Here is a 24,852-nt window from a genome sequence, read left to right on the forward strand (position 1 = left end):
GCCATTTTACAGCCATTTCTTCTCACAAAAAGATTAAACAATTCACAAAACGAATAATGGCACGTAAAACTAGTCTTACTAATTTGATTATTAAAAGAATAGATTAAAAAAAATAAAAAAAGGCAGAAAAAAAACTTCTAAAAAAAGGTCATTATATTGATAAATTAACATTATTTTTGCTCAAAAAATAAATAATTGATAGAACATGAAAAAGATTTTACTAGTACTTACACTCCTTTTAACTTTACAATTTTCTGCAGTTTCTGCTCAAACTCATTTAGAAGTTAACGGCGTTACTGTTCCCAGAAAAATAGATTTTCAAAACAAAACTTTACAATTAAACGGTGCAGGCGGAAGATCAAAAATGTGGTTAGAAGTTTATGTTCAAGCTTTGTATTTATCACAATTAAGCCAGGATCCGCAGTTCATTATTGACAGCGATACCGAAATGGCAATTCGCATTGAAATTACATCGTCTATGGTTTCATCAAACAAATTAACGAAAGCCATGAATGCCGGTTTCGAGAAATCTGCAGGAAGCAATCTGGAGCAGCTTCGCCCAAGAATTGAACAATTTAAAAGTTACTTAAGCGACGCCATAACAGAAAAAGATGTATTCGTTTTAGCTTATAATCCGCTTGACCAAACCATCAATGTATATAAGAATGAAGTTTTGAAAGGAAAAATTCAGGGATTTGATTTCAAAAAAGCATTATTCGGAATCTGGCTTTCAGATAAACCAGTTGACGAGACTTTGAAAAAACACTTATTAGGGATATAATTCTTAATTTTTTAAATATTCTAAAAGCCGAAAACCTAATAGTTTTCGGCTTTTCTTTTTTGTTTATTAAATTTGATGCAAAATACATTATTAGCATTATTCTATTTTATACATTTACGCAAAATAAACATATCACAACAAAATGAAAGATTTATTACAGCAATTTGAAAATAAAGCACCTGAAATTGTTTTTAACTGGAAAGATTCTGAGACAGAAGCCGAAGGATGGACGGTAATCAATTCACTTCGCGGCGGAGCAGCCGGAGGTGGAACCAGAATGAGAAAAGGCCTTGATATGAACGAAGTTTTATCGCTGGCAAAAACAATGGAAGTAAAATTCTCCGTTTCTGGTCCTGCAATTGGCGGCGCTAAATCTGGAATTAATTTTGACCCAAACGATCCGCGTAAAAAAGGTGTTTTACAACGTTGGTATAAAGCCGTTTCTCCTTTATTAAAAAGTTATTATGGAACCGGAGGAGATTTAAATGTTGATGAAATCCACGAAGTAATTCCAATGACAGAGGAGTGTGGTGTTTGGCATCCGCAGGAAGGTGTTTTCAACGGACATTTTAAACCAACCGAAGCAGATAAAATTAATAGAATTGGGCAATTGCGCCAAGGTGTTATCAAGGTAATTGAAAACCCTAAATTCTCACCAGACGTAACCAGAAAATATACGGTTGCTGATATGATTACCGGTTACGGTGTTGCTGAAGCTGTTCGTCATTTCTACGCCACTTATGGAGGCGATATTAAAGGTAAAAAAGCCATTGTACAAGGTTTTGGAAACGTAGGTTCTGCAGCTGCTTTTTATTTAGCCGAAATGGGAGCAAAAGTAATCGGGATTATCGATCGCGACGGCGGATTGATTAAAGAAGATGGTTTTTCTTTCGAAGAAATCAGAACGTTGTTTTTAAACAAAGATGGAAATAAATTAGTGGCCGACAATATGATTCCGTTTGAGGAAATCAATTCTAAAATCTGGACCATTGGTGCCGAAATTTTCACACCATGCGCTGCTTCAAGATTGGTTACTCAAAACCAAATCGACAGTTTAATCGCAAACGGATTGGAAGTAATCTCTTGCGGGGCGAATGTTCCTTTTGCCGATAAAGAAATTTTCTTTGGTTCTATTATGGAAGAAGTAGATCGTAAAGTGAGTTTGATTCCGGATTTTATTTCAAACTGTGGAATGGCAAGAGTTTTTGCTTATTTCATGGAGAAAAAAGTTCAAATGACAGATGAGGCTATCTTTAATGACACTTCTGAAATTATAAAAAATGCGATCGTTAAAGCTCACGCTTTAAGTTCTTCTAAAACAAATATCAGCGCAACAGCATTTGAAATTGCATTGAAACAATTAGTATAATCTTAGTTTTTATACTTTATATATAAACGAGCCGAATTTCTATTTGGCTCGTTTTTTTTATTTAACCGCAGAGAACGCAAAGATATACACAAAGTTCGCTAAGCTATTTGTTTTCTAATCTCGCAAAGACGCAGAGTCGCAAAAATAACTTAAAAAGAAAAACTTTGCGACTCTGCGTCTTTGCGAGAAGTAAACTAGCGGGCTTTGCGAAACCCCTTGCGTTCTCTGCGGTTAAATTCTCTCTTAGTTTCTAAACAATTTTTACTACTTTTAAACGTTTTTAATAATACAATTTCAAAATTCAGAATTACAATGAGTTTCACCATTTCTTCAGATAAAAAGAAATCATTACTACTCACTACTGCGATATATGCGGTAATTATTTTATTGCTGTTTTTCATCCGTTTTTGGCCTCCTTATAATCCAGAGAACAACTCGGCACTTGCAGAAGGCGGTGGCGGCGGTGGTGTAACCGTAAATTTTGGTGACAGCGACGTAGGTTCTGGAGCCAATTATAAAAGTGAAGTTCTGGATGTAAAAAATAATGCCAAACAAGCTCCGGCAAAAGCAACTCCGGATGAATCTATTCTTTCTCAGGAAAATACCGAGACAGATGAAACTGATGTCGTTATTCCAACAAAAGAAAAACCTAAAAAAAACACTCCTGTTGTAAAACCCGAAACTAAAGTAGTTCCTGAAAAACCAAAAGTTTCCAACTCTACAAACGACGCATTGGCAAGTATCATGAAAGGATCTAACAAAGGCGGAGACGGCGATGATAAAGCCGCAGGAAACAAAGGAAAAGCAAACGGTAGTTTAGGCTCCAGCGGTTATTACGGATCTGGCGGATCAGGTGGAGGAACCGGAGGCGGTAACGGAACCGGAAATGGTATTGGCACAGGAAGCGGATACGGTGCCGGAAGCGGTGGCGGTTCTGGCGGAGGGACAGGTTATAATTTAGGAACCAGAAAAGCACTTTCTAAACCTGCACCAAAATATACGTGTAACGAAGAAGGAAAAGTTGTGGTTGAAATTACAGTAGATCAAAACGGAAAAACTATAAGTGCAACTCCGGGAATTAAAGGAACAACCAACACAGCAAGATGTTTATTAGACCAGGCAAAAATTGCCGCTATGAATACAAAATGGGACGCTGACAGCGATGCGCCTGCCAAACAAGTTGGAAAGATTATTTACAATTTCAGCTTGAATTAAAATATAAATTACAGGGATTTACACGAATCTGTTCTCATAAAAAAAGGCTTTCTGATGATTCAGAAAGCCTTTTTTATGTCATTGCGAGGAACGAAGCAATCACGATGTGTATATCTTCATGCTTACTTGTAGAAGTGAGGTTGCTTCGTTCCTCGCAATGACTAAGATTGTCTTATTTATTTCGGACTCGTAGCAATAACAAACTTCAAATTGTTCTTTACCCCTATTTGTAATACATCGACTAAATCTTGTACCTGCAAATTAAACGGAATTCTAACTACTACTGTCTGCGTTTTATCGGCGCCTATTTTGTTCATTAAAGTGGTTTCTAATTCTTCAAAAGCAACAGGCTGTTTGTCGATATAGAACTGCTTGTCTTCTGTAACTGATAAACTGATTAATTGTTTGTTCGTTTTTTCATTTGATTTGGCTTTTGGAAGCGTCATCTTAATTACATTAGGATTTGCAAGTGTTGAGATAATAAGGAAAAACAACAACAGGAAAAACATAATGTCACTTAAAGATGAAGTCGCAACCTCAGCGTGAAATCTTCTTTTTCTCTTAATTGACATACCTTATGATCTTTGAATTATGTTTACAAATTCTAATATCTGTTTCTGAATTTTTAAAGCAAAATCATCAATTTTTCCGTTCAGTAAGTGGTAAGCGCTATAAGCAATAATTCCCACGATAAGTCCTGAACCAGAACTGATCATTTTTTCGTATAAACCTCCAGAGATGTTCCCAATACTAATATTTTCTGTAACCGAAATACTGTAGAAAATTTTAATTACCCCAGAAATTGTCCCAATAAAACCAAGAGTTGGCGCAATACCAGCGATAAGTCCTAAATGGCCTAAACGTCTTTCCATTTCACCAATTTCAATATCGGCAGCACGGTCCATGTTCGATTCGATTTCAGCAATTGGTCTTCCAATAATCAAAACACCTTCTTTTAAAATATTCCCAACAGCCGTATCGTTTCTTTCTACAATAGTTCTGGCTAATTCGATATTTCCTGCGTTTAGTTTATCTCCTACATCTTGTATTAATCTGGAATCGATTCTTGAGGCTTTTTTAATATATAAGTAACGCTCAAAAATTACATAAATCGTATAAAACAATAAAAGTGCGATTGGTATAAGGAAAAAACCTCCTTTTAAGATAAAGCCTAAAACAGAGATTTCGGTTTCTGGTGCAATTTTTTCGATCACTACGTTTGATGCGTTTGCGATAGTATCAGCTTGTAATTGAATGTAGCTAAACATATTTTAATTCTGGTTTTTAATAATTAATTCTAAAAAATATTTCAATTTTGCAATAAAGATAATTTTCATTGTAATATTAAACTAAAAAAACTGGAAATTATTTCAATTAGCAACTATTTTATCCAAATAAAATGAACTATCAGGAAACAACAAACTGGATGTTTAATCAATTACCAATGTATCAGCTTCAGGGTGCTTCGGCATACAAAGAAGACCTGACAAACATCAAGTTACTGGCAGAACATCTTGGCAATCCGGAGAAAGGTTTACGAACTATTCACGTTGCCGGAACGAACGGAAAAGGATCAACATCGCACATGCTGGCTTCGGTTTTGCAGGAAGCGGGTTATAAAGTGGGTTTGTACACGTCGCCGCACTTAAAAGATTTTAGGGAAAGAATCAAAATAAACGGTCAGGAAATCTCAGAAGATTTTGTTTGTGAGTTCGTCGCAAAACATAAAGATTTCTTTGAAGCCAATGATATGAGTTTCTTCGAAATGTCGGTTGGATTGGCTTTTGATTATTTTGCAGCAGAAAAAACAGATATCGCAATTATTGAAGTTGGTTTGGGCGGACGCTTAGATGCAACGAATATTATTACGCCTTTGGTTTCGGTAATTACTAATATTGGTTTAGACCACACTCAGTTTTTAGGAAATACGCTAGAAGCCATTGCGGGCGAAAAAGCAGGAATTATCAAACCCAATGTTCCGGTTGTAATTGGCGAATATACTCCAGAAACACAGCCTGTATTTTTGGCTAAAGCCGAGGCAAACCAAGCGCCGATTTATTTTGCCTCTGATTTAATTTCAGAAGTTTTTCCGTCAGACTTAATTGGCGATTATCAGTTTCACAATAAAAAGACCGTTCAGCAGACTATTAAAATCATAAACGAAACAACTGATTTCAAAATTTCTGAAGAAAGCCTAAAATCAGGATTATTGAATACAGTTAAAAATACGGGGTTACAAGGAAGATGGCAGCAACTGGGCGAAAACCCAAAAATTGTCTGCGATACGGCACATAACAAACACGGATTATCGGTTGTGATGAATCAGCTTCAAAATGAAAAATTCGAAAAACTGCATATTGTTTTAGGAGTTGTAAACGATAAAGATTTAGATTCTATTCTGCCGCTTTTCCCAAAAGAAGCCCAATATTATTTCTGCAGTCCAAATTCTTCACGCGGTTTACCGACTGAAACATTGCAAAACGCAGCAAAAAGCTTCGATTTAATTGGAGAAAAGTACGATTCGGTTGAGAGCGCTTTCGCGAAAGCCAAACAAAATGCCTCAAAAAATGATTTTATCTATGTTGGCGGAAGCACTTTTGTTGTTGCCGAATTGCCTTTGGACTAATGACAATGCTCAACTCAGAAAAAAGTTTAAAAAAAACCATTTTTTAACAAATTCATAAACAGCGAGATATGATTTATTTTAAAAAAAGTTTTATTTTTTCTTCGATTTTCTTTGCAGAACTCAAAAACAAGCGTATATTTGCACTCGCAATCACAAACGATAGCAACCTAGTAAAATAGGGCGATTAGCTCAGCTGGTTCAGAGCACCTCGTTTACACCGAGGGGGTCGGGGGTTCGAACCCCTCATCGCCCACCAAGAAACTCCTTAAGAAATTAAGGAGTTTTTTTATGTCTTCATTTTTCAGTGTCACTCCGATCCGTCCGATAGCGCGGATTTGCAATCCGTGCCCGCAAAGATTTTTTTTCGCTTTTGAGAATCAATAAAAATATATCACTGTTACACACACGGATTGCAAATCCACGCTATCATAGTTTTTTTTATATATTTATCAAAATTCACAAAATGAATAACATCATTAAAAAAATTAAAATTGCAGCTTTTGCTATTGCATTCACAACCTGTTGTAATTTTTACGGGCAGGCAAATAAAGCAGCAACAAAACTGGACTCTTTATTTCAAAAAGCACTTCAATCAAAAACCTTTAACGGAAATATTTTAATTGCTGAAAAAGGTAAAATAATCTACGAAAAAGCTTTTGGAAAAGCGGATACCAGCAACACCATTCAATTAAATACAGATTATCGTTTTCATATTGGTTCTATTGCTAAAGAATTTAATGCGGTGGGAATTATGATACTGAAAGAACAGGGAAAACTTAAACTTAATGATCCTGTTTCTAAATTTCTTCCTGAACTTCCGTCTTGGGCTAATAAAATTAAAATTATCAATCTGCTTCAATATACAAGCGGACTTCCTCAAATAAAGTGGAATGAAGTCAATCAGGATTCAGATAATATGGCACATCTGCAAAAAACTTCGGCACTTGACTTCGAACCGGGAACGAAGTACGATTACAATAACAACAATGTGTTTTTACAAAGACGTATTATTGAAAAAATCACAAATATGAGTTTCAATTCGTTTGTTATCAATAAAATACTAAAACCTATAGGCATAAAAAATGCTGTTGTAGATCCAGACGAAAAAGAACCTCTTTTTGCTAAATCGTTTAACAGTAAAGGAAAACAGGATATTCTTAAATATAATATTTCTGGCTGGACGGCTCTAAACTTAAAGGATTTTTATAAATGGTCGCAAGCCATTAACTCTTTTAAAATTATTAATCCCGAATCGACACGAGAACTTTTTGAACCATTTTCTAAAGATAATCAAACGGGTCTTGGAGGCGGAACTATAGAAAACGGAAAAGTAACCAGCCATATACACGACGGGGCTGCTTTTAATTATCAGGCTTTATTAATAAGCAACCTCAACTCGACTATTATTTTAATGACGAATAATAAACAAAATAATTTAGAAGAAATCAGTAATTCGATAGAATCTATACTAAGTAAAAAATCATTACAATAGATATTCGTGCGGCCGTGCAACTTCTAAATCTCCTAACAATTTTTAACTATATTTGACGTTGATATTGATTTGTTTGGCAGTTTTTTTGCTGATAAGAAAACCAAATCATCAAACCCAAATCTTAAAAATGAAAACAAAACTAATAACTCTTTTATTTGTATTTGCTGTTATCAATACGTTTGGACAAGCACCAGCCGCATTAAAAGTTACTAATACAAATAATAAAGCTTTACCGCCCAGCGAAATGGTGACGAATAAAGCGATAAGTGCGCTTAAAAAAGTGCCGTTAGACGAAGCATCAATTTTAATTTACGATTACGACGGTGCTCTTTTTTCATACGATTTAGAATCGGAACAAATTGGCTGGACTGTAAAAGCCACCGATTCTTATACTGAAATGTGTGCCAATAAAGTAACGATTTCTAATGGTGTTGTTTATGTTCCGTTTATTAATGGCGAAATTTACGCAGTAGACAATCAAAGCGGTACGATATTCTGGAAATCAAGATTAGGTAATATTACCGATCAAATTGTTTTAAAAGATCAGGTTCCAATTGTTAGCAACGGAAAGCTGTATATAACGGCTCAAAACCAAAACGGAAGCAGTAATCTTTATGCTCTTGATACCAAAGATGGCAGTTTAGCATGGACTTACAAACTGGATACTCCAATTAATGATATTCCGGTACTTTTTTTCAATAATAAAGTTTTTGCTCCAAGTGCATCTAACTTGTATAGTTTTGATGCCAATACAGGAAAAGTGCTGACTCAAAAAACTTTTGAAGAAGGCATGCAGAGTAAACCTGTAACTGATGGCGAAAATATTTTTATAGCAAATGAAAAAAACATGCTTTTTGCTTTAACTCCGGATAAACTTGATGTTTTATGGCAATTTAAATTAGACGAAAATCAATATAATGTCAAGGAACGCATTTTTAGCAAAGACAAAAAATTATATTTTGCTGCACAAGGCGAAACCGTTTCTTCTATATATGCTGTAGATTCAAAAACTGGAACTCAAATTTGGAAAAGAGATTTTCCAGGTGATAATGTCGAATACATAACAGAAGACAGTGATAATATTTGGGGATATACCAAAAAAGGAAAACTTTTTCAGCTGGATATAACAAATGGCGAAATTGCATTCGAAATAAAATTAACAACGCAGCCTATTTCAAATATTGAATTTCCGGTTGATGATACTATATTTTATTATTGCGATGCGGGTTTAATTAAATTCGACTTAAGCACCAAAGACGAAGACTTATATTATATGAGAACTTCTCTTAAAGACAATGTTTACAGTGCATTTCTAAAAATAATCCGATAACGAAAAAGTACAAATAACCATTTGATGTAATCATCGGTTTTGTAAAAATCTCCAAAAAACTCCTTAAGCAATTAAGGAGTTTTTTTATGCACATGTAACAAATTAAGTAAATCACTACTTATTCTATATCAAAACACAAATTCTACTACATCAATTATACTATAATTTGTAAAAAACCCTATAAAAATCAAAAATATGAATGTAACAGAATGGCTTTTTTTTATTTTAATCCTGATGATTGTTCACGGAATTTCGACTTGGAAACTTTATAAAAAAGCAGGAAGAAAACCTCTAGAATCATTTATCCCGATTTATAACTTAGTTGTTTTAATGAAAATTATAAATCGTCCGCGCTGGTGGGTAATTTTGCTTTTTATCCCTATTATTAATCTTTTAATGATTCCGGTGGTTTGGATCGAAACTATAAGAAGTTTTGGGAAAAACTCCAGACAAGACACTGCATTGGTTTTACTAACATTAGGATTTTATATTACTTTTTTAAATTACAGATCAGAAAACCTAATTTATATTGAGAACAGGGATTTACAACCCAAAACAAAAACAGAAGATACCGTAAGTTCTCTTTTATTTGCAGTTATTATTGCGACATTGGTTCATACTTATGTTATACAGCCTTTTACCATTCCTTCTTCATCATTAGAAAAGACACTGTTAATTGGAGATTTTTTATTTGTAAGCAAGCTTAATTATGGTGCAAGAACTCCTATGACTTCGGTTGCTTTGCCTATGGTTCATGATTCTATTCCTCTTACCGGCGTAAAATCATATTTATTTAATGATGATGTTACAAAGAAACAAACCTCATGGTTAAACAAACTGCAGCTGCCTTATTTTAGATTTCCTGCCATAGAAAAAATTGAGCGAAATGAAATTGTAGTTTTTAATCAACCCGCAGATACTTTGCGTGATATGGATAATTTTCATCCGGATCGAAACTATTACAAACCAATTGATAAAAAAACAAATCTGGTAAAACGATGTGTCGGAATGCCGGGAGATACTCTAGAAATTCGTAATGGAGATATTTACATCAACGGAAAAATATCTAAATTGCCTGGAAGTGCAAAAGCGCAATATAATTTCCTTATCGATACGCAAGGTCAGGCGATCAGCCAAGATGCTCTTGTAAATACGTATGGTGCGAGAGAAGGCTTAAAATATAACGACGGAAATTTTGCATTGACAGACAAAGGACAATACTTTTTGACTTTAACCGATGAAGAAGCTAAATTAATGACTTATAATCCTGTTGTAAAAAGCGTTACAAAACATTTAGCGCCAAAAGGACAAAATGAAGATGTTTTTCCTCATGTTGCTTCTTTAGGATGGAATATCGACAATTATGGACCAATTTATATTCCTAAAAAAGGGCAGACTATAAAACTGGATTTAAAAACGCTTCCGTTTTATAAACGCATTATAGAAGAATATGAACATAATACGCTAAAAATTAATGACAATGAGATTGTAATAAACGGAAAAGTAAGCAACACTTATACTTTTAAACAAGATTATTACTGGATGATGGGAGACAATCGTCAGAATTCTTTGGATGCCAGATTTTGGGGATATGTTCCTTTTGATCACGTAATAGGCAAACCTGTCTTTATTTGGTTTAGCTGGAATAAAGACGGAAAAGGCATAAATAAGGTAAGATGGAATCGTGTTTTTTCTGTAGTTAACGGAAATAGCGAACCTAAATCTTATTTAGTACATTTTCTAATATTTGTCGTTCTTTGTTATGCAGCAGATAAAATAATCAAGAAAAAGAAGAAGGCATAAACACATTAAATAGTAAAAAAAGCTCCAAAATCGTATGACTTTAGAGCTTTTGTTTTCTATCGATTCACCAAATTATTCAAATTTATTTTACTCTTATTAAATCTAAATCCTGAAAATCAAAACTAAAATCAATGTTTGGCGAGATACCTTTCATTTTAATAGATTGGGCTTTGCCGTTTTCATCGAGAGAAAACATCGTCAATGCATCGCAATTCATGGCTTGATATTCCCATTTTATGGCAAATGTATTAGCATTGTAAAAAGCCATTGGCCCATTTAATTTAGGCGAACGATACGATTTAAACCATAATTGTTTGTTCTTTTCGAACACTTCAATTTCGCCAAACCATTTGTCGGCATAAACACCTATAAAATCTTCATTCTTTATTTTAATGTTTTTTGACTGTTTTACTTTTTCCCAAACTTTTTTGGTCACATCATCACCTGCATTTCTGTCCTCATTCATCCATCCCACTAATTTATCTGTCCAGCCAAAATCGTCTAAACCTAAATAACTGTCGGAAATCGTATTACTAACCGCTGAAAAAAGTCCTCCGCCTCCATTTTCAGTATTCGTTAAAATTACAATTCCTAAATTGAGATCCGGATACATTGCTACAATTGAAAGCATTCCTGGTAAACCTCCTGTATGCGAAACTTTTAAATTCCCTTTTTCATCAGAGATTTGCCAGCCTAGACCATAGCCATTAAAATGGAAATTATATCTAGGATCTTCATGTGATTCCTGAACAGTATGTATTCTCCACATTTCATTATGGTTTTTCAAAGAAAAAAGCGTCGTTTTTAAATCTGGTCCGTATTGGCCTTTATTCAACCGAACTATCATCCATTTCGCCATATCTTCGGCATTAGAAAAGATGCCGCCCGCAGCAGCATTCATTTGATCTCCAAAACCATCAATTGTTTTTATCGTTCCGGATTCCGATGAATGTGAAACTGCAAAATTAGATTTGTCCTTTATCAAACGGCTTCCCACAAAAGTATTGTTCATTTGCAAAGGATCAACGATTCTTTTTTGTACAAATTCTTCATAACTCATACCGCTCACTCTTGCAATTAATTCTCCTGCTACGATATAAAGTAAATTATCATAATCAAATTTGGTTCGAAAAGCCGACACTGGTTTAAAGTGCTGAAAACTCGTCAGAACATCTTTAATGGTAAAATTAGAACCATCAGGAAAAAACATCAAATCGCCCACGCCCAAACCTAATCCGCTGCGATGCGTTAATAAATCCTGTATGTTAAAATTTTCGGTTACATAATCGTTATACATTTTAAATTCAGGCAGATAATCTTTTACTTTATCTGTCCATTTTATTTTTCCTTCATCTTCTAAAATAGAAAGCGCAGCCGTTGTAAATGCTTTAGTGTTTGAGGCAATTTGAAAATTTGTATTTTCATTTACGGCTTTTTTAGTCTCAATAGAACTAACCCCATATCCTTTTAAGTGAATTATTTTTCCGTCTTTAACCACGGCAATTGATGCACCGGCCACTTTAAATTTGGCTAAAGCATCTTCCATCAATAAATCAATTTTTGGAGACGTTAATTGAGCAAAAACTGTTGATGATAAACAAACACAAACTACTGCTAATAAAAAACTTTTTGTTTTTTTCATATTATTGATTTGATTAGAGATTCTAGAGTTGATTTTTTCTGATTTATGATAATCAATTGGCTTTTGTCATCCAGAAGAATTTTGTCTGCAAATTCCTTATCAGCTTTAAACTGCCATTTACTTAATTCCTTAAATTTACTTTTAAGCAATTTTAGTTTTTCGGCATTATTTTTAGAAATGATTACCACTTTTGTTAATGGTGTTTCTTTCATTTTTTCGATGCTATTTCCTGTAATTTCAGAATCGTACTGTGTTCTGGAACGATAACGAAACATTCTGCCTATTGCCCTAAAATCTTCTTCATTTTCTGAAAGTACATATCTATACGTCATAATATTATCAAGATCATTTATCCAGTTTGGAAAATTCTCTTCGTAAAGCCTGATGTAATTCTCAATAAAACTTTTATCTATTGGTTTCTTCTGCTCAATATATTCTTTAACCATTGGATAAATCTGCTTAGCCATAAGGTTTATATATTTTCTATTGTACCAATCGTAAGTATCCGGTTTTCCATCTAGTTGTTCATATACGTAACCATTTCCCAGATCTGTGGCCAGAACTTCATTCATTAATTGATAAGCATAATTACTGGAATTAGATTTACTTTCTTTAAAATAGGTATCAATTGCTGTTTTTACTTCCAGCGATTGTTCATCATAAATAATGTGATAAATCTCGTGCATCATAACACTAAACAAGTCCTTGTATGATTTGAGATCAGTTTGTATGGCACTTATGGCATTATTGCAAAATGCCTGTGCTGTAAACCCTTTGGAATTAGGCAGCGGATAAAAAGCAATTTCAAAAGGAATTGCATTATCCCAGCTTGAATTATAAAATATCAATCCGGTATTAAAGAAGTTTTCTATATGATGTTCATTGGAATACTTTGTAATTTCTTCTAATTGTTTTTCAAATTTTTCTTTGTTCGGATTATAAATCAGTTCATTGTAAATTGGCGTGAACTCTGAAATACTTTCGGCTAAATCAATCAAAGTTTTACTTGGAATAATCCCTACTGAACGATTTTTGAAACTTATTAAATCAGTAGTTTCAATTAGATTTTTTTTCAAAATATCTTCAGTCTGCATTGTTTTTTTTGAGCCATAAGGAAACTCTTCAAACCTGCAGCTGTAGTCCAGAATTAATTTATCAAATTTTGAAATTATGTTTTTGTATGTATCCGTATTGTATTTTGATTTCTGAAATTCGGTTTTAAAAACATTATCGGGATAATTTTCAGAAAGATTCTGTAAAAAAGTAAAAACGGCTAGTTGTTCAGAATATTTAATTTTAAAAGTTGTTTTTTGTCCAAATGAAAAAACGGTAAAAAATAAAAATGCGAGTAAAAGTCTGTTCCTCATCCTGTTTGTGTGGCTCTTAAATGGTGGTTAATTTGTTTTTGGCTGTTAATCTACTTTTCTTATCTCCTAACAAAAAGTATTTATTTGGCTAATATATAAGAAATATCTTTACTAAAATCAACATCAAAAAACTTTATCCTTCAACCAGACAAATCTCAAAAGTAGTTTTATCATCTTCTGTTTTAAACGAAATATAACCGCCGTGCGCTTCGATTATGTTTTTAGAAAGCGTTAAACCAATTCCGGCGCCTTCGTTTCGGGTTGTGAAAAAGGGAAGGAAAATTTTGCTTTCGATTTCTTTTTCAACTCCATTTCCGGTGTCGGTAATTTTAATATAAGTTCTATTTTCTTTGGCTTCCGCCGAAATTAAAATTTGTTTCGGACTCGTATTTTTTAAAGCATTAATCGAATTCGTTAACAGATTTATTAAAACCTGCTCTATTTGCTGTGCATCGACATAAATCAATCGTTTCAACAAAATAGAATTTACAACTTCAATCTCCTCTTTTTTAAATAACGGATTCATGATTTGAAGACAATCATCGACTAAAACCTGCAATTCTATTTTTTCTTTTTTAGGAGAAGGCAGCATTGCTAGTTTTCTATAACCTTCTACAAATTTCTGCAAATGATCACTTCTTCTCAGCATCGTTTCAACGCTGTGTTTAATATCATCTAAATCTTCTGACGACAAAGAATCCTGCTCTACCAAATCCTGCAGGTTCTGGCAGATAGAACGAATTGGCGTTATCGAATTTAAAAGCTCATGCGAAATGACTTTCATTAAATTAACCCAGGCATCTTTCTCTTTCTTTTCGACCACATTTTGAATCGAATCGAGTAAAACAATAAAATAATCGCGCTCAAAAATCTCGGTTCTTGAGGCTTGAAGAACAAAAGTCTGGTTATTTTGTTCGTTTATACTAATTTCTACCGCCGTTTTTATTTCATGAAAGTCATCGGCTTCAATAATTTCGCAAAGCGATGGCAGTTGATTTTTAAGATATTTCCATTTCGAAACTTTAGGCACATTAAAATGATTCGAAAAATAATCGTTCATTAAAAATATATCCCAATCCTGATCTTGTTTTTGCAAAATGATAATCCCGCTTTCGATATTATTTAAAATAGAACGGTAAATAATATCTTTTGAGATTTGTTCGTTCTGTCTGCTTTTTAAAGTGTCGTAAAGCTGAAACAAATCGGCATAACTTTTATTGATTTTGTGTTTTGTAAAATCTGATGTAAAATCGTTCTGCAAAATCGATGCGATGGTTTTATCATACAGCAAAATAAAATTCCGCACATAAAAAAACATTTCGCGAATGAGCAGAAAAACAATAAAAAGGCCAAAAACACCAGTAAAAAGCAATCCGATTTTAAAGAAATAAATCGAAAATTCAATTCCTGCAACAATGGCAAGTAATCTAAAAAAAAGCAGTTTATAGGTTTGCAGTGTTTTAAACATACTAATTGATGTTAATATTATATTTCTCTAAACGTCTGTACAAAGAACCTCTGGACAAGCCCAGCTCTTCGGCTGTTTTACTGATATTATTGCTGTGCTTAAGGAGTGCTTTTTCGATCGTTGCTTTTTCTACAGACGAAAGCTGAATATCATCCGGGTTTTCATCATAAGGTGTTATGGTTTCTAAATCCAGATCTGAAACCGTGATTTTATCATTTTCGCAAAGAATAACAGCGCGTTCAATTTTATTTTCCATTTCGCGGATGTTTCCGTTCCATGCATGTTTTTCTATTTGTTCCAGTACTTTTTTGTCGAAAGTAATTTCACTTCTTCCGTATTTTTCAATCATTTTTTCCAGAAGATATTCTGCCAGCGGAATTTTATCTTCAATTCGTTCGCGCAATGGTGGCAGCACAATTTCCATTGTATTGATTCGGTAATACAAATCTTCCCTGAAATTTTTATCAGCAACTTCCAGTTTTAAATTCAAGTTTGTTGCCGTAATGATTCGCACGTTTAAAGGTCTTGCTTTTGTTTCGCCTAATCTTGTTACGGTTTTGGTTTGAATAACCTGTAATAATTTAGATTGCAAATGCAGCGGCACATTTCCTATTTCATCAAGAAAAATAGTTCCGTTCTGCGCCATTTCAAAACGTCCCGGTGTGTCTACTTTCGCATCGGTAAATGCACCTTTTGCATAACCAAACAATTCGCTTTCGAAAATATTCGAATTTAAAGAACCTAAATCAACGGCAATAAACGGATTGTTTTTTCTTTCGGACTGTTTGTAAATATGATGCGCCAAAACAAATTTTCCGGTTCCGTTTTCTCCCAAAATCAAAACATTGGCATCGGTTTTTGCCACTTTATCAGCCAGCGAATAAGCTTTTTTTATAATCTCAGAAGTTCCCGCAAAAAAATCATTTTCGTTTTCAATCTCTTTGTCCTTTTTTTGTTCTTTACGAGATTTGTCTACTGCTTGTTTTACAGATTCTAACAATTTTTTGTTTTCCCAAGGCTTCAGGATATAATCAAAAGCGCCAGATTTTAGTCCTTCAACTGCGGTTTCTACTTTTCCAAAAGCCGTCATTAAAATCACAACCGTTTTTGGTGAAAGTGTTTTTATTTCTTTTAATAAATATAAACCTTCTCTCCCATCTTCAAAACCTATACGGTAATTCATGTCGAGCAAAACGACATCAATACTATTTTGAGACAGTAATTCTACTATTTTTTTTGGATTATTAAGGGTATGAATGTTCTCAAAATACTTTTTCAGGTATACTTTTGATGCAAAAAGAATATCTTCCTGATCGTCTATGATTAAAATTGAAGCGTTCGTCTTTTTCATTATTGTTCAGTTTTGGACAAAAAGTGTCCAATTATGGACATTCTATTTTTATTCGAAAAAATAAAATTTTAAAAATTAAGCAGTTACAAAATTTAATTTTATGGCACGAAAATCACATTTCTACTTGTAAATCAATTAATTCTTAAAGTCTTTTTGAGGTAAAAATAACAAAATAAATAGCTATCCGCCGCATTATTAATTATCTTAATTTTCGGCTCTGTTTCTTTTACTTCTGAAGATCAAAAAACGAACATCAATCAAATTTTAAAAAAATCAATTATGATTAACATCAAAAATCTTTCAAAAATTTTTAGAACCGAAGAAGTAGAAACCAAAGCTTTGAGCGAGATTTCATTAACCATAAATGAAGGCGATTTTGTATCGATCATGGGACCATCCGGAAGCGGAAAATCGACTTTGCTAAATATCATCGGATTATTAGACAGTGCTTCAGATGGAAGTTATGAACTTTTAGGCCAGGAAATGGTTGGCTTAAAGGAAAACTTAAAATCGAAAGCCCGAAAGCAGAACATTGGGTTTATTTTTCAGAATTTTAATTTAATTGACGAATTATCTGTTTATGATAATATTCAGTTACCATTGCTATACAATAAATATCATTCTTTTGAAAGAAAGAGAAAGGTTGAAGAAATTGCCGGCATATTAGGTATTTCTCATCGTTTAAAACATTTTCCGCAGCAGCTATCAGGCGGACAACAGCAGCGTGTTGCCGTTGCAAGGGCATTAATTACTAGTCCAAAAATTATCCTTGCCGATGAACCTACAGGAAATCTGGACAGTAAAAATGGTAATGAAGTAATGGAATTATTAACAGATCTTCATGCCAGCGGTGCTACCATTTTAATGGTGACGCATTCTGAATATGACGCTTCATTTTCGCAGAAAACAATTTTAATGAAAGACGGAATGATTCTTTCGGAAAAATTAAATCATAAAAATGTTGACGTTTTAGTAACTGCAAAAAATTAAATCATGTTACAAAACTGGATTAACATATTTATTTACCACATCAAAAACAATAAGTTTTTTACTGCTTTGAATGTTTTGGGTTTGAGTATTGGAATCGCAGGTTTAATTTTTGCCATTTTATATTATAATGATGAACAGACTTATAACGACTGGAATCCCAATAAAGAAGTTGTTTTTCAATCTCTAAGTCAGGTAAGTCCAACTAATATTTGGGCAACGAATGTATCTAATTTTGAAGCTTATTTTAAAACCGATTTTAAAGAAATAGAAAGTTACTGTTATCTCGATACCTGGTATGCCGAAAAAGTCCTTCAGTACAAAGACAAAAAAGGCATTTTTAAAATTATTGATTCTCAAAAGACCTTTTTTGAAATGTTTCCTTTTCATTTTATTAAAGGAAATGTAAAAACGGCTTTAAGAGATAAAACCTGTATTGCTATTTCAAAACAAACGGCGCTAAACTTATTTGGAACCATTGATGCATTAGGCAGAACGATTACGTATTATGACAAAAAATTAATCGTAACGGGAGTTTATGTTATTCCCGGGAAATCGTCTTTGGCTCCGGAAGCAGTTACCAATCTTATCGACGAGCGATTACCAACAGAAAAAGATGAATGGGGAAATTTTAATAATGGATTATTTCTAAAATTAAAAAATCCTGCCGATAAAGATAAAGTGATTGCCAAAATGGAAAATCTTCTTTATCAAAATCGTACGGCTCGCTGGGCCAAACAAGAAGGATTGACTATTGCAGAATGGGAGAAAAAAAATGGTGCCGATAATATGAAAATATTTTTAGAACCTTTAAAAGATGCCCGTTTGCATTCTCGAATTGACGGACTTGCTGAAGGAAAAGGCAATTATCAGTTTTTGATGATTATGGTAGGATTATCTGTTTTGATTTTAGTTTTATCGCTTTTTAATTACATCAATCTGGCAACGGCAAACGCTATTAAAAGAGCAAAAGAAGTAGGCGTAAGAAAAATTCTGGGAGCTTCGAAAAGTAACATTGTATTTCAGTTTATTTTTGAAACCTTCATTATCACTTCGTTTTCTATTTTATTATCCTTAGTAATTGTAGAGTTATCACTGCCTTTTTACAATAATTTTTTAGAGAAACAACTAACTATTAATGGCGCTTCTTTTTATTCTGAGTTACTCATCATTTTTGTTCTTACGGTAATGACAGCCGGAATATTTCCTGCTGTTTACATTTCGAATTTTGAGACTTTAAAAGTATTGAAAGGAAATTTTGCAAGAAGTAAAAACGGAATCTGGTTACGAAACGGAATGCTTGTTTTGCAATTTTCTATTGCTTCATTTTTTATCATCGGATCTTACATCGTGTATAAACAGGTGGAGTTTTTAAACGAGAGAGATTTAGGTTTTAAAGGCGATCAGGTATTAGAAATCCGATATCGAAAACCAGAAATTAATGCCAATGACCCAAAAGCTCTGGCAGGATTATTTACACGATATGAAACTTTAAAACAGGAAATTTCGAAAATTAAAGGTGTTTCGCAGGTAAGCACTGGAGCGTTTTCTTTTGGCGGAGGCGGCAGTTCGTCAACTTTTACTTATCATGACAAAAATATTCAGGGGCAGAATATGGCCATTGATTTTGGAATGCTCGAAATGTTAAAGATCAAGCTGACTCAGGGACGTTATTTTGACAAGCAAATTTCATCGGATACTATTGCTAATGTCCAGATAAATGAAACGGCGGTTAAGTTAATGAACGAAAAAAATCCGATTGGCAAAATTGTAAACTGGAACGATCATAAACTCAAAATAATTGGAATTGTAAAAGATTTTAATCTCTGGGGACCAAAAGCTGAAATTCCGCCTATGATATTTTTTCATCTCAAAACTATCGACTGGATGAATCTGAATGTCAATCGCATTTTTGTAAAAGTAAATCCGAATGAGCTAAAAAACACGCTTCCAAGTTTAGAAAATTTCTGGAAAAAAAATATAACGTCTGATTATCCTTTTAAATATGATTTTGTAGACAATGCTTACGCCCGAAATTATAAGGAATATATCAATCAGAAAAACTTGTTTTCGCTATTAAACATTATCGTGATTCTTATTGCCCTTTTCGGACTTTTTGCTTTGGCTTCGTATTCAATACAAAGCAGAATGAAGGAAATTGCAATTAAAAAAACGCTGGGAGCCGAAACCAATACTTTGTTAAAAGAACTCTCTAAACAGTACATTCTTTTTTGTGTTATCGGATTCCTGATTGCCGTGTTTCCTGCTTATTATTTATTAAGCAAATGGCTGGAAGATTTTGTTTTTAGAATTGAAATCCGCATTTATCCATTTCTTATTGGTTTTGTGGTTTTGCTTTCTTTAACCCTAATCGTAGTGTTGTCAAAAACATATCAGGCAACAAAAGTAGATATATTAAAATATTTAAAATACGAGTAAAATGCTAAAAAACTGGATCAACATATTTATATACCACATCAAAAACAACAAGCTTTTTACAGCTTTGAATGTTTTAGGTTTGAGTATCGGAATCGCAGGTTTAATTTTTGCGATTTTATATTGGAACGACGAACATAGTTACGACCAATGGAACCCCAATAAAGACAATATCTTTTTACTAGCTAACCAAATGGACGCGACAACGTATTGGTCTTCAAGTTCGGGACCAATTGGAGCGGCCATAAAAGAGGTAAGTCCTGAAGTAGAATCTTATTGCTATTTAAGCGGTGATTACGACAATGATATTATCCGTTTTAACAATAAAAAAGTGCAGTCAAACAAAATAATTGTGGCGCAAAAAAACTTCTTTGAGTATTTTCCCTTTCCATTTATTGAAGGAAATTCAAAAACTGCGTTACCAGATGTAAACAGTATTTGTTTATCTAAGGATTTGGCTATGCAGCTTTTCGGGAACGAAACTGCTTTGGGCAGACAAGTTGTACTGCAGGGTAAAAACCTAATCGTAAGAGGTGTTTATAAACTCGATAAAAAATCAGCTTACAACCCGTCCTGCGTGGTTAATTTTATGGATGAAAGAGTAAATGGAAACAACCAAGCCTGGGGGAATTTTCAATTTGTTCTGTTATTAAAATTAAAAAATCCGGATGGACAAAAACGAGTGACTCAAAATCTTCAAAAAATGTACTTTGAAAATATGACCGCTCGTTATGCGAAACTTCAAGGTATTACAACGGAAGATTTTATTAAGAAATACGGCGAAGTAAAACCATGCCTGGAATCGTTGTCGTCTATTCGTCTGCATACCAAAACTGGCGGCTTGGTAGAAGGAAAAGGTAATTATCAATTTCTACTTATCATGGTTGGATTGTCTATTTTAATTCTAATCTTATCCATTGTAAATTACGTCAACTCGGCTACGGCCAATGCAGTAAAGAGAGCCAAAGAAGTTGGGGTTCGCAAAATTATTGGGGCTTCAAAAGCTGCTATTGTCAAACAATTTATTTTTGAAACTGCGATAATTTCATTGCTTTCTATTTTAATATCGCTTGTTATTGTGGAGCTTTCTCTGCCTTACTACAATGCTTTTTTAGAAAAAAATCTCGTATTGCAAAGCAGTCAGTTCTACTTGCAGCTTGCGGGTATATTTGTTGCAACCGTAATATTGGCAGGGATATTTCCGGCAGTTTATGTTTCTAATTTTGAATCGCTAAAAGTATTAAAAGGAAATTTTGGAAGAAGCAAAAGCGGGGTCTGGCTTAGAAACGGCATGCTTATTTTTCAATTTGCCGTGGCGGCTTTCTTTATTGTTGGATCTTATATTGTGTATGAGCAAATAGAACTTATGAATTCAAAAGATTTGGGTTTTAGCGGCAAACAAATCCTAAATATTTCATACCGAAATATCTATGGCGAAGGAATAACCCATAAAGACCGTTTTGAACGATACACTATTATTAAAAACCAATTACAGCATATAAAAGGAGTTCAACAGGTTTCGGCTGGCGGCTTTGTTTTAGGAAACGGAGCAAGATCTGTAATTTCTTATCATTATAAAGACCAAAATGTGGACGGAAGTAATATGCCAATCGATTTTGGATTGCTGGAAATGATGAAAATCAAAATCGTAAAAGGACGCTATTTAAATCCGAAATTTGCGCAGGATACCGTTTCTTCAATGTTAATTAATGAAACGGCTCTAAAATTAATAAATGAAAAAAATCCGATAGGTCAAAAAATAAATTGGAACGGACAAGATGCTATTATTGTTGGAGTTGTAAAAGATTTTAATCTAGGAAATCCCGGAGAACCAATACCTCCAATGTCTTTTTTTCATTTTAAAACTGTGCCTTGGTTTACAGCAAATTTGAACAATATTTACGTTACAGCCGATCCTAAAACCATGCAGCAAACCATAGCGGGTATTGAAAATCTTTGGATAAAAAAGGTAGATCCGGATTATCCGTTTTTATATGACTTTGTTGATAAAGAATACAAAAGATCATACAGCAGTTATGTAAAACAAAAAAATCTTTTCTCTTTATTGAATATTGTGGTTATTGTAATTGCGCTTTTCGGGTTGTTTGCTTTGGCTTCTTATTCTATCGAAAGACGCATGAAAGAAATTGCAATTCGAAAAACTCTGGGAGCAGAAACTAATGTGTTATTAAAAGAACTCTGCAAACAATATGTTCTTTTCAGCGTAATCGGATTTTTGATAGCCCTGCTTCCTGCCTATTTTTTATTAAACAAATGGCTGGAGAATTTTGCTTACAGAATTACGATTTCTATCATTCCGTTTTTAGTTGGGTTTATTGCTTTACTAACGTTAACCCTATTAGTGGTACTTACCAGAGCTTATCAGGCAACAAAAGTTGATGTCTTGAAATACCTAAAATATGAATAGACATACAAAATTTGATGTCTATAACTAACCCACCACCAAAACTATGATACTAAACTATATCAATACCTTTATTTACCAGTTAAAGCACAATAAACTTTTTTCATCATTAAATATTTTAGGATTATCAGTAGGAATTGCAGGGCTTATTTTTGCCCTGCTTTACTGGAACGATGAACAGAGTTATAATAAGTGGAATCCTGAGAAGGATAATGTTTATCAGGTTTTGGTTCAATTAACTGATACTCCTGTTGGCACTGATCATCCGGTACGATTAAAAGCATACTTAGAAAGAGATTCTAATGTAGAAAACATAACTTTTGCGGATGCCTGGTATCAAAAAAGCAAAATAATTTATAAGGGTAAGAAAGAATTCGTTGATAAAATAATCAATGTCGAAAGTGATTTCTTTTCTCTATTTCCTTTTAAGATTACGCAGGGAAATGGCATCAGCGCATTAAAAGACGGAACAAGTATTGCTATTTCCGATGATCTTGCCAAACGTGTTTTTGGTAATGAAAACCCAATTGGCAAGCAAATTAATTGTCTTGATAATTTGTTTGTAGTTCGTGCCGTATATCATATTCCCGGTAAATCTTCGATTGCTCCAAATGTTGTTGTAAACCAAATGAAAGATCTGGTTGATCCGGATAAAAGCAGAAATCTATTTGCCATAAAAATACTTTTGAAATTAAAAGACCCATCAAAAGTAGAGCAAACACGAAGTATGCTTGAAAAAGCCTATTATGATGAAGTCATTGTAAAAGAAAGCAAACAAGCTGGCTTTACTCCTGCTGAAATGGAAAAGAAAGTGGGACATTTTGCCATTTTTATGGAACCTCTTTCAAAAGCCAGATTACATTCTATCACAGATGGCTATCCTGAAGGCCGAGGCAGTTATCAGTTTTTGTTAATTATGATGGGGCTGTCAATTTTGATTGTCATTTTATCGATAGTAAATTATATAAATTTAGCCACAGCCAATGCTATAAAACGCGCTAAGGAAGTGGGAGTCCGCAAAATTGCCGGAGCATCAAAAAGCGATATTATATTTCAGTTTATATTTGAAACAACCTTACTTAGTTTATTTTCAATCTTGCTTGCTTTAGTAATTGTAGAATTGACTCTGCCATATTACAATAATTTTTTAAACAAAAATTTAATGATTATTGGAAGCCAGTTTTATTTGCAGCTCATTCTAATTTTTGTCTTTACTATTTTGGCCGCAGGAATATTTCCAGCAGTTTATGTTTCTAATTTTGAAATGTTAAAGGTCTTAAAAGGCAACTTTACAAGAAGCAAAAATGGTATTTGGCTGCGCAACGGAATGCTGATTTTTCAATTTGCAATTGCAGCATTCTTTATTATTGGTTCAAACATTGTACATGAGCAGGTAAAATATTTAAATGATAAAGATCTTGGTTTTAAAGGAGATCAGCTGATTGCTATAGACTTAAATCTACCGTCTTCTTATTACGAAGGAGAAAACGCTGGCAAAAACATTTTCAACAAATACAATACAATAAAACAAGAGCTAAGCAAAATCGAAGGTGTTGAAAACGTTTCAACCGGGCTTATCTCATTTGATGGTGCAGACAATTCGCTGGCGCCGCTTTTATATCATGATGTGCTTTTTAAAGCAAAACATGTTGGAATAGATTTTGGAATGCTTGAGATGATGAAAATCAAAATGGCAAAAGGCAGAGGGTTAGACAAAAAACTTGCATCCGATACCTTAAACTCTGTTATGATTAATGAAACAGCGGTAAAGTTAATGAATATGAAAACGCCAATTGGAGAAGAAATTCTGATTAGAAATCAAAAATTAAAAATTGTTGGCGTTGTAAAAGATTTCAATTTATTGAGTCCCGAAGTCAAAGTTCCTCCAATGACCTTTTTTCATATGGAAACGCTGCATTTGGCGGAAAACATGAATGTCGTTTATGTAAAATTAAAATCGCAGAAGATTGAAAATACCATTGCAGATATTCAGAAATTCTGGACAGTAAATGTTGACAAAGAATATCCTTTTAAATACGATTTTGTAGACAAACAATATGCGAGAACATACGAATCATACGTAAAACAGAAGAACTTGTTTTCATTGCTTAACATAATAGTAATTCTAATTGCATTATTTGGTTTATTTGCACTCGCATCCTATTCTATACAAAGACGAATGAAAGAAATCGCGATCAGGAAAACGCTGGGTGCTGAAACCAATACTTTGCTGAAAGAGTTATCTAAACAATATGTTTGGTATTGTATAATTGGGTTTCTAATTGCTTTGTTCCCGATATATTATCTATTAACAAAATGGCTTGAAAACTTTGCATTCAGGATTGAGATCAGTTTATTTCCGTTCATTCTTGGGTTTGCAATTTTGCTCATTCTGACATTATTAATTGTATTGTCCAGAGCTTATATCGCTGCTAAAACTGATGTTTTGAAATACTTAAAATATGAGTAAAAAGTTCTTTTACCTATTTTATAAAAGATATTAATTCAGATTATAAAAAAGACTCCAATAAATATTGGAGTCTTTTTTATAGTATCAATT

General features: G+C 33.5%; 17 protein-coding genes and 1 tRNA gene. 12 read left to right on the forward strand and 6 right to left on the reverse strand.

Annotated elements, in window-relative coordinates; translation table 11 throughout:
- Nucleotides 1–205 precede the first annotated feature (205 nt).
- From AC1RRQ_RS20805 to AC1RRQ_RS20815, 3 genes are all read left to right on the forward strand, one after another.
- A complete protein-coding gene (locus AC1RRQ_RS20805; RefSeq protein ID WP_493024887.1) occupies nt 206–781 on the forward strand; it encodes a chalcone isomerase family protein in 576 nt (191 codons plus the stop codon).
- Between the two features lie 142 nt (nt 782–923).
- Entirely contained in the window at nt 924–2,150 is a 1,227-nt protein-coding gene (locus AC1RRQ_RS20810) for a Glu/Leu/Phe/Val dehydrogenase dimerization domain-containing protein (protein WP_073418228.1), read from the forward strand.
- 312 nt (nt 2,151–2,462) lie between these two features.
- Nucleotides 2,463–3,365, forward strand: coding sequence for an energy transducer TonB (locus tag AC1RRQ_RS20815; RefSeq protein ID WP_493024888.1), 903 nt, complete (start codon nt 2,463–2,465; stop codon nt 3,363–3,365).
- A gap of 176 nt (nt 3,366–3,541) precedes the next feature.
- On the opposite strand, the gene AC1RRQ_RS20820 is transcribed toward AC1RRQ_RS20815, so the two are convergent.
- Nucleotides 3,542–3,937 (reverse strand): ExbD/TolR family protein, encoded by a 396-nt coding sequence (locus AC1RRQ_RS20820; protein ID WP_071635281.1) that lies wholly within the window; start codon nt 3,935–3,937, stop codon nt 3,542–3,544.
- Between the two features lie 3 nt (nt 3,938–3,940).
- The gene (locus tag AC1RRQ_RS20825; protein ID WP_493024889.1) at nt 3,941–4,633 is read right to left on the reverse strand and encodes a MotA/TolQ/ExbB proton channel family protein; all 693 of its coding nucleotides are present in this window, start codon (nt 4,631–4,633) and stop codon (nt 3,941–3,943) included.
- A 131-nt stretch (nt 4,634–4,764) separates the two neighbouring features.
- On the opposite strand from AC1RRQ_RS20825, the gene AC1RRQ_RS20830 reads away from it, so the two are divergent.
- The 5 genes from AC1RRQ_RS20830 to lepB all read left to right on the forward strand — a co-directional run bounded on the left by AC1RRQ_RS20830 (nt 4,765) and on the right by lepB (nt 10,616).
- A complete protein-coding gene (locus AC1RRQ_RS20830) occupies nt 4,765–5,991 on the forward strand; it encodes a bifunctional folylpolyglutamate synthase/dihydrofolate synthase (protein WP_493024890.1) in 1,227 nt (408 codons plus the stop codon).
- 178 nt (nt 5,992–6,169) lie between these two features.
- Nucleotides 6,170–6,247: transfer RNA gene (locus tag AC1RRQ_RS20835), tRNA-Val, on the forward strand.
- Between the two features lie 207 nt (nt 6,248–6,454).
- Nucleotides 6,455–7,483: a serine hydrolase domain-containing protein gene (locus AC1RRQ_RS20840; RefSeq protein ID WP_493024891.1), complete on the forward strand. Its 1,029-nt coding sequence runs from the start codon at nt 6,455–6,457 to the stop codon at nt 7,481–7,483.
- A 127-nt stretch (nt 7,484–7,610) separates the two neighbouring features.
- Nucleotides 7,611–8,813, forward strand: a complete 1,203-nt coding sequence (locus AC1RRQ_RS20845) for an outer membrane protein assembly factor BamB family protein (RefSeq protein ID WP_493024892.1) — start codon at nt 7,611–7,613, stop codon at nt 8,811–8,813.
- Nucleotides 8,814–9,008: 195 nt separating this feature from the next.
- Complete coding sequence (lepB, locus tag AC1RRQ_RS20850) at nt 9,009–10,616, forward strand: signal peptidase I (protein WP_493024893.1); 1,608 nt, start codon at nt 9,009–9,011, stop codon at nt 10,614–10,616.
- Between the two features lie 82 nt (nt 10,617–10,698).
- Here lepB and AC1RRQ_RS20855 read toward each other — a convergent pair whose 3' ends face one another.
- From AC1RRQ_RS20855 to AC1RRQ_RS20870, 4 genes are all read right to left on the reverse strand, one after another.
- A complete protein-coding gene (locus AC1RRQ_RS20855; RefSeq protein ID WP_493024894.1) occupies nt 10,699–12,258 on the reverse strand; it encodes a serine hydrolase in 1,560 nt (519 codons plus the stop codon).
- On the reverse strand, nt 12,255–13,625 hold the full coding sequence (locus AC1RRQ_RS20860; protein WP_493024895.1) for a hypothetical protein: 1,371 nt from the start codon (nt 13,623–13,625) through the stop codon (nt 12,255–12,257). Before AC1RRQ_RS20860 ends, AC1RRQ_RS20855 begins: the two co-directional genes overlap by 4 nt.
- A gap of 133 nt (nt 13,626–13,758) precedes the next feature.
- On the reverse strand, nt 13,759–15,093 hold the full coding sequence (locus tag AC1RRQ_RS20865; protein WP_493024896.1) for a sensor histidine kinase: 1,335 nt from the start codon (nt 15,091–15,093) through the stop codon (nt 13,759–13,761).
- A 1-nt stretch (nt 15,094) separates the two neighbouring features.
- A complete protein-coding gene (locus AC1RRQ_RS20870; RefSeq protein ID WP_493024897.1) occupies nt 15,095–16,444 on the reverse strand; it encodes a sigma-54-dependent transcriptional regulator in 1,350 nt (449 codons plus the stop codon).
- Between the two features lie 279 nt (nt 16,445–16,723).
- On the opposite strand from AC1RRQ_RS20870, the gene AC1RRQ_RS20875 reads away from it, so the two are divergent.
- From AC1RRQ_RS20875 to AC1RRQ_RS20890, 4 genes are read left to right on the forward strand one after another with little or no spacing between them, the layout of a single operon-like run.
- A complete protein-coding gene (locus AC1RRQ_RS20875; protein ID WP_493024898.1) occupies nt 16,724–17,434 on the forward strand; it encodes an ABC transporter ATP-binding protein in 711 nt (236 codons plus the stop codon).
- Between the two features lie 3 nt (nt 17,435–17,437).
- Entirely contained in the window at nt 17,438–19,870 is a 2,433-nt protein-coding gene (locus AC1RRQ_RS20880) for an ABC transporter permease (RefSeq protein ID WP_493024899.1), read from the forward strand.
- A 1-nt stretch (nt 19,871) separates the two neighbouring features.
- Nucleotides 19,872–22,295, forward strand: a complete 2,424-nt coding sequence (locus AC1RRQ_RS20885) for an ABC transporter permease (protein ID WP_493024900.1) — start codon at nt 19,872–19,874, stop codon at nt 22,293–22,295.
- Nucleotides 22,296–22,338: 43 nt separating this feature from the next.
- Nucleotides 22,339–24,762, forward strand: coding sequence for an ABC transporter permease (locus tag AC1RRQ_RS20890; RefSeq protein WP_493024901.1), 2,424 nt, complete (start codon nt 22,339–22,341; stop codon nt 24,760–24,762).
- Nucleotides 24,763–24,852: the final 90 nt, after the last annotated feature.

It is taken from the genome of Flavobacterium sp. GW821-FHT12A05 (assembly GCF_058807735.1).

Excerpts from the sequence above, each read along its gene's own strand:
- AC1RRQ_RS20805 (WP_493024887.1), top strand. The coding sequence starts at position 206 with ATGAAAAAGATTTTACTAGTACTTACACTCCTTTTAACTTTACAATTT.
- AC1RRQ_RS20810 (WP_073418228.1), top strand. The coding sequence starts at position 924 with ATGAAAGATTTATTACAGCAATTTGAAAATAAAGCACCTGAAATTGTT.
- AC1RRQ_RS20815 (WP_493024888.1), top strand. The coding sequence starts at position 2,463 with ATGAGTTTCACCATTTCTTCAGATAAAAAGAAATCATTACTACTCACT.
- AC1RRQ_RS20820 (WP_071635281.1), bottom strand. The coding sequence starts at position 3,937 with ATGTCAATTAAGAGAAAAAGAAGATTTCACGCTGAGGTTGCGACTTCA.
- AC1RRQ_RS20825 (WP_493024889.1), bottom strand. The coding sequence starts at position 4,633 with ATGTTTAGCTACATTCAATTACAAGCTGATACTATCGCAAACGCATCA.
- AC1RRQ_RS20830 (WP_493024890.1), top strand. The coding sequence starts at position 4,765 with ATGAACTATCAGGAAACAACAAACTGGATGTTTAATCAATTACCAATG.
- AC1RRQ_RS20840 (WP_493024891.1), top strand. The coding sequence starts at position 6,455 with ATGAATAACATCATTAAAAAAATTAAAATTGCAGCTTTTGCTATTGCA.
- AC1RRQ_RS20845 (WP_493024892.1), top strand. The coding sequence starts at position 7,611 with ATGAAAACAAAACTAATAACTCTTTTATTTGTATTTGCTGTTATCAAT.
- lepB (WP_493024893.1), top strand. The coding sequence starts at position 9,009 with ATGAATGTAACAGAATGGCTTTTTTTTATTTTAATCCTGATGATTGTT.
- AC1RRQ_RS20855 (WP_493024894.1), bottom strand. The coding sequence starts at position 12,258 with ATGAAAAAAACAAAAAGTTTTTTATTAGCAGTAGTTTGTGTTTGTTTA.
- AC1RRQ_RS20860 (WP_493024895.1), bottom strand. The coding sequence starts at position 13,625 with ATGAGGAACAGACTTTTACTCGCATTTTTATTTTTTACCGTTTTTTCA.
- AC1RRQ_RS20865 (WP_493024896.1), bottom strand. The coding sequence starts at position 15,093 with ATGTTTAAAACACTGCAAACCTATAAACTGCTTTTTTTTAGATTACTT.
- AC1RRQ_RS20870 (WP_493024897.1), bottom strand. The coding sequence starts at position 16,444 with ATGAAAAAGACGAACGCTTCAATTTTAATCATAGACGATCAGGAAGAT.
- AC1RRQ_RS20875 (WP_493024898.1), top strand. The coding sequence starts at position 16,724 with ATGATTAACATCAAAAATCTTTCAAAAATTTTTAGAACCGAAGAAGTA.
- AC1RRQ_RS20880 (WP_493024899.1), top strand. The coding sequence starts at position 17,438 with ATGTTACAAAACTGGATTAACATATTTATTTACCACATCAAAAACAAT.
- AC1RRQ_RS20885 (WP_493024900.1), top strand. The coding sequence starts at position 19,872 with ATGCTAAAAAACTGGATCAACATATTTATATACCACATCAAAAACAAC.
- AC1RRQ_RS20890 (WP_493024901.1), top strand. The coding sequence starts at position 22,339 with ATGATACTAAACTATATCAATACCTTTATTTACCAGTTAAAGCACAAT.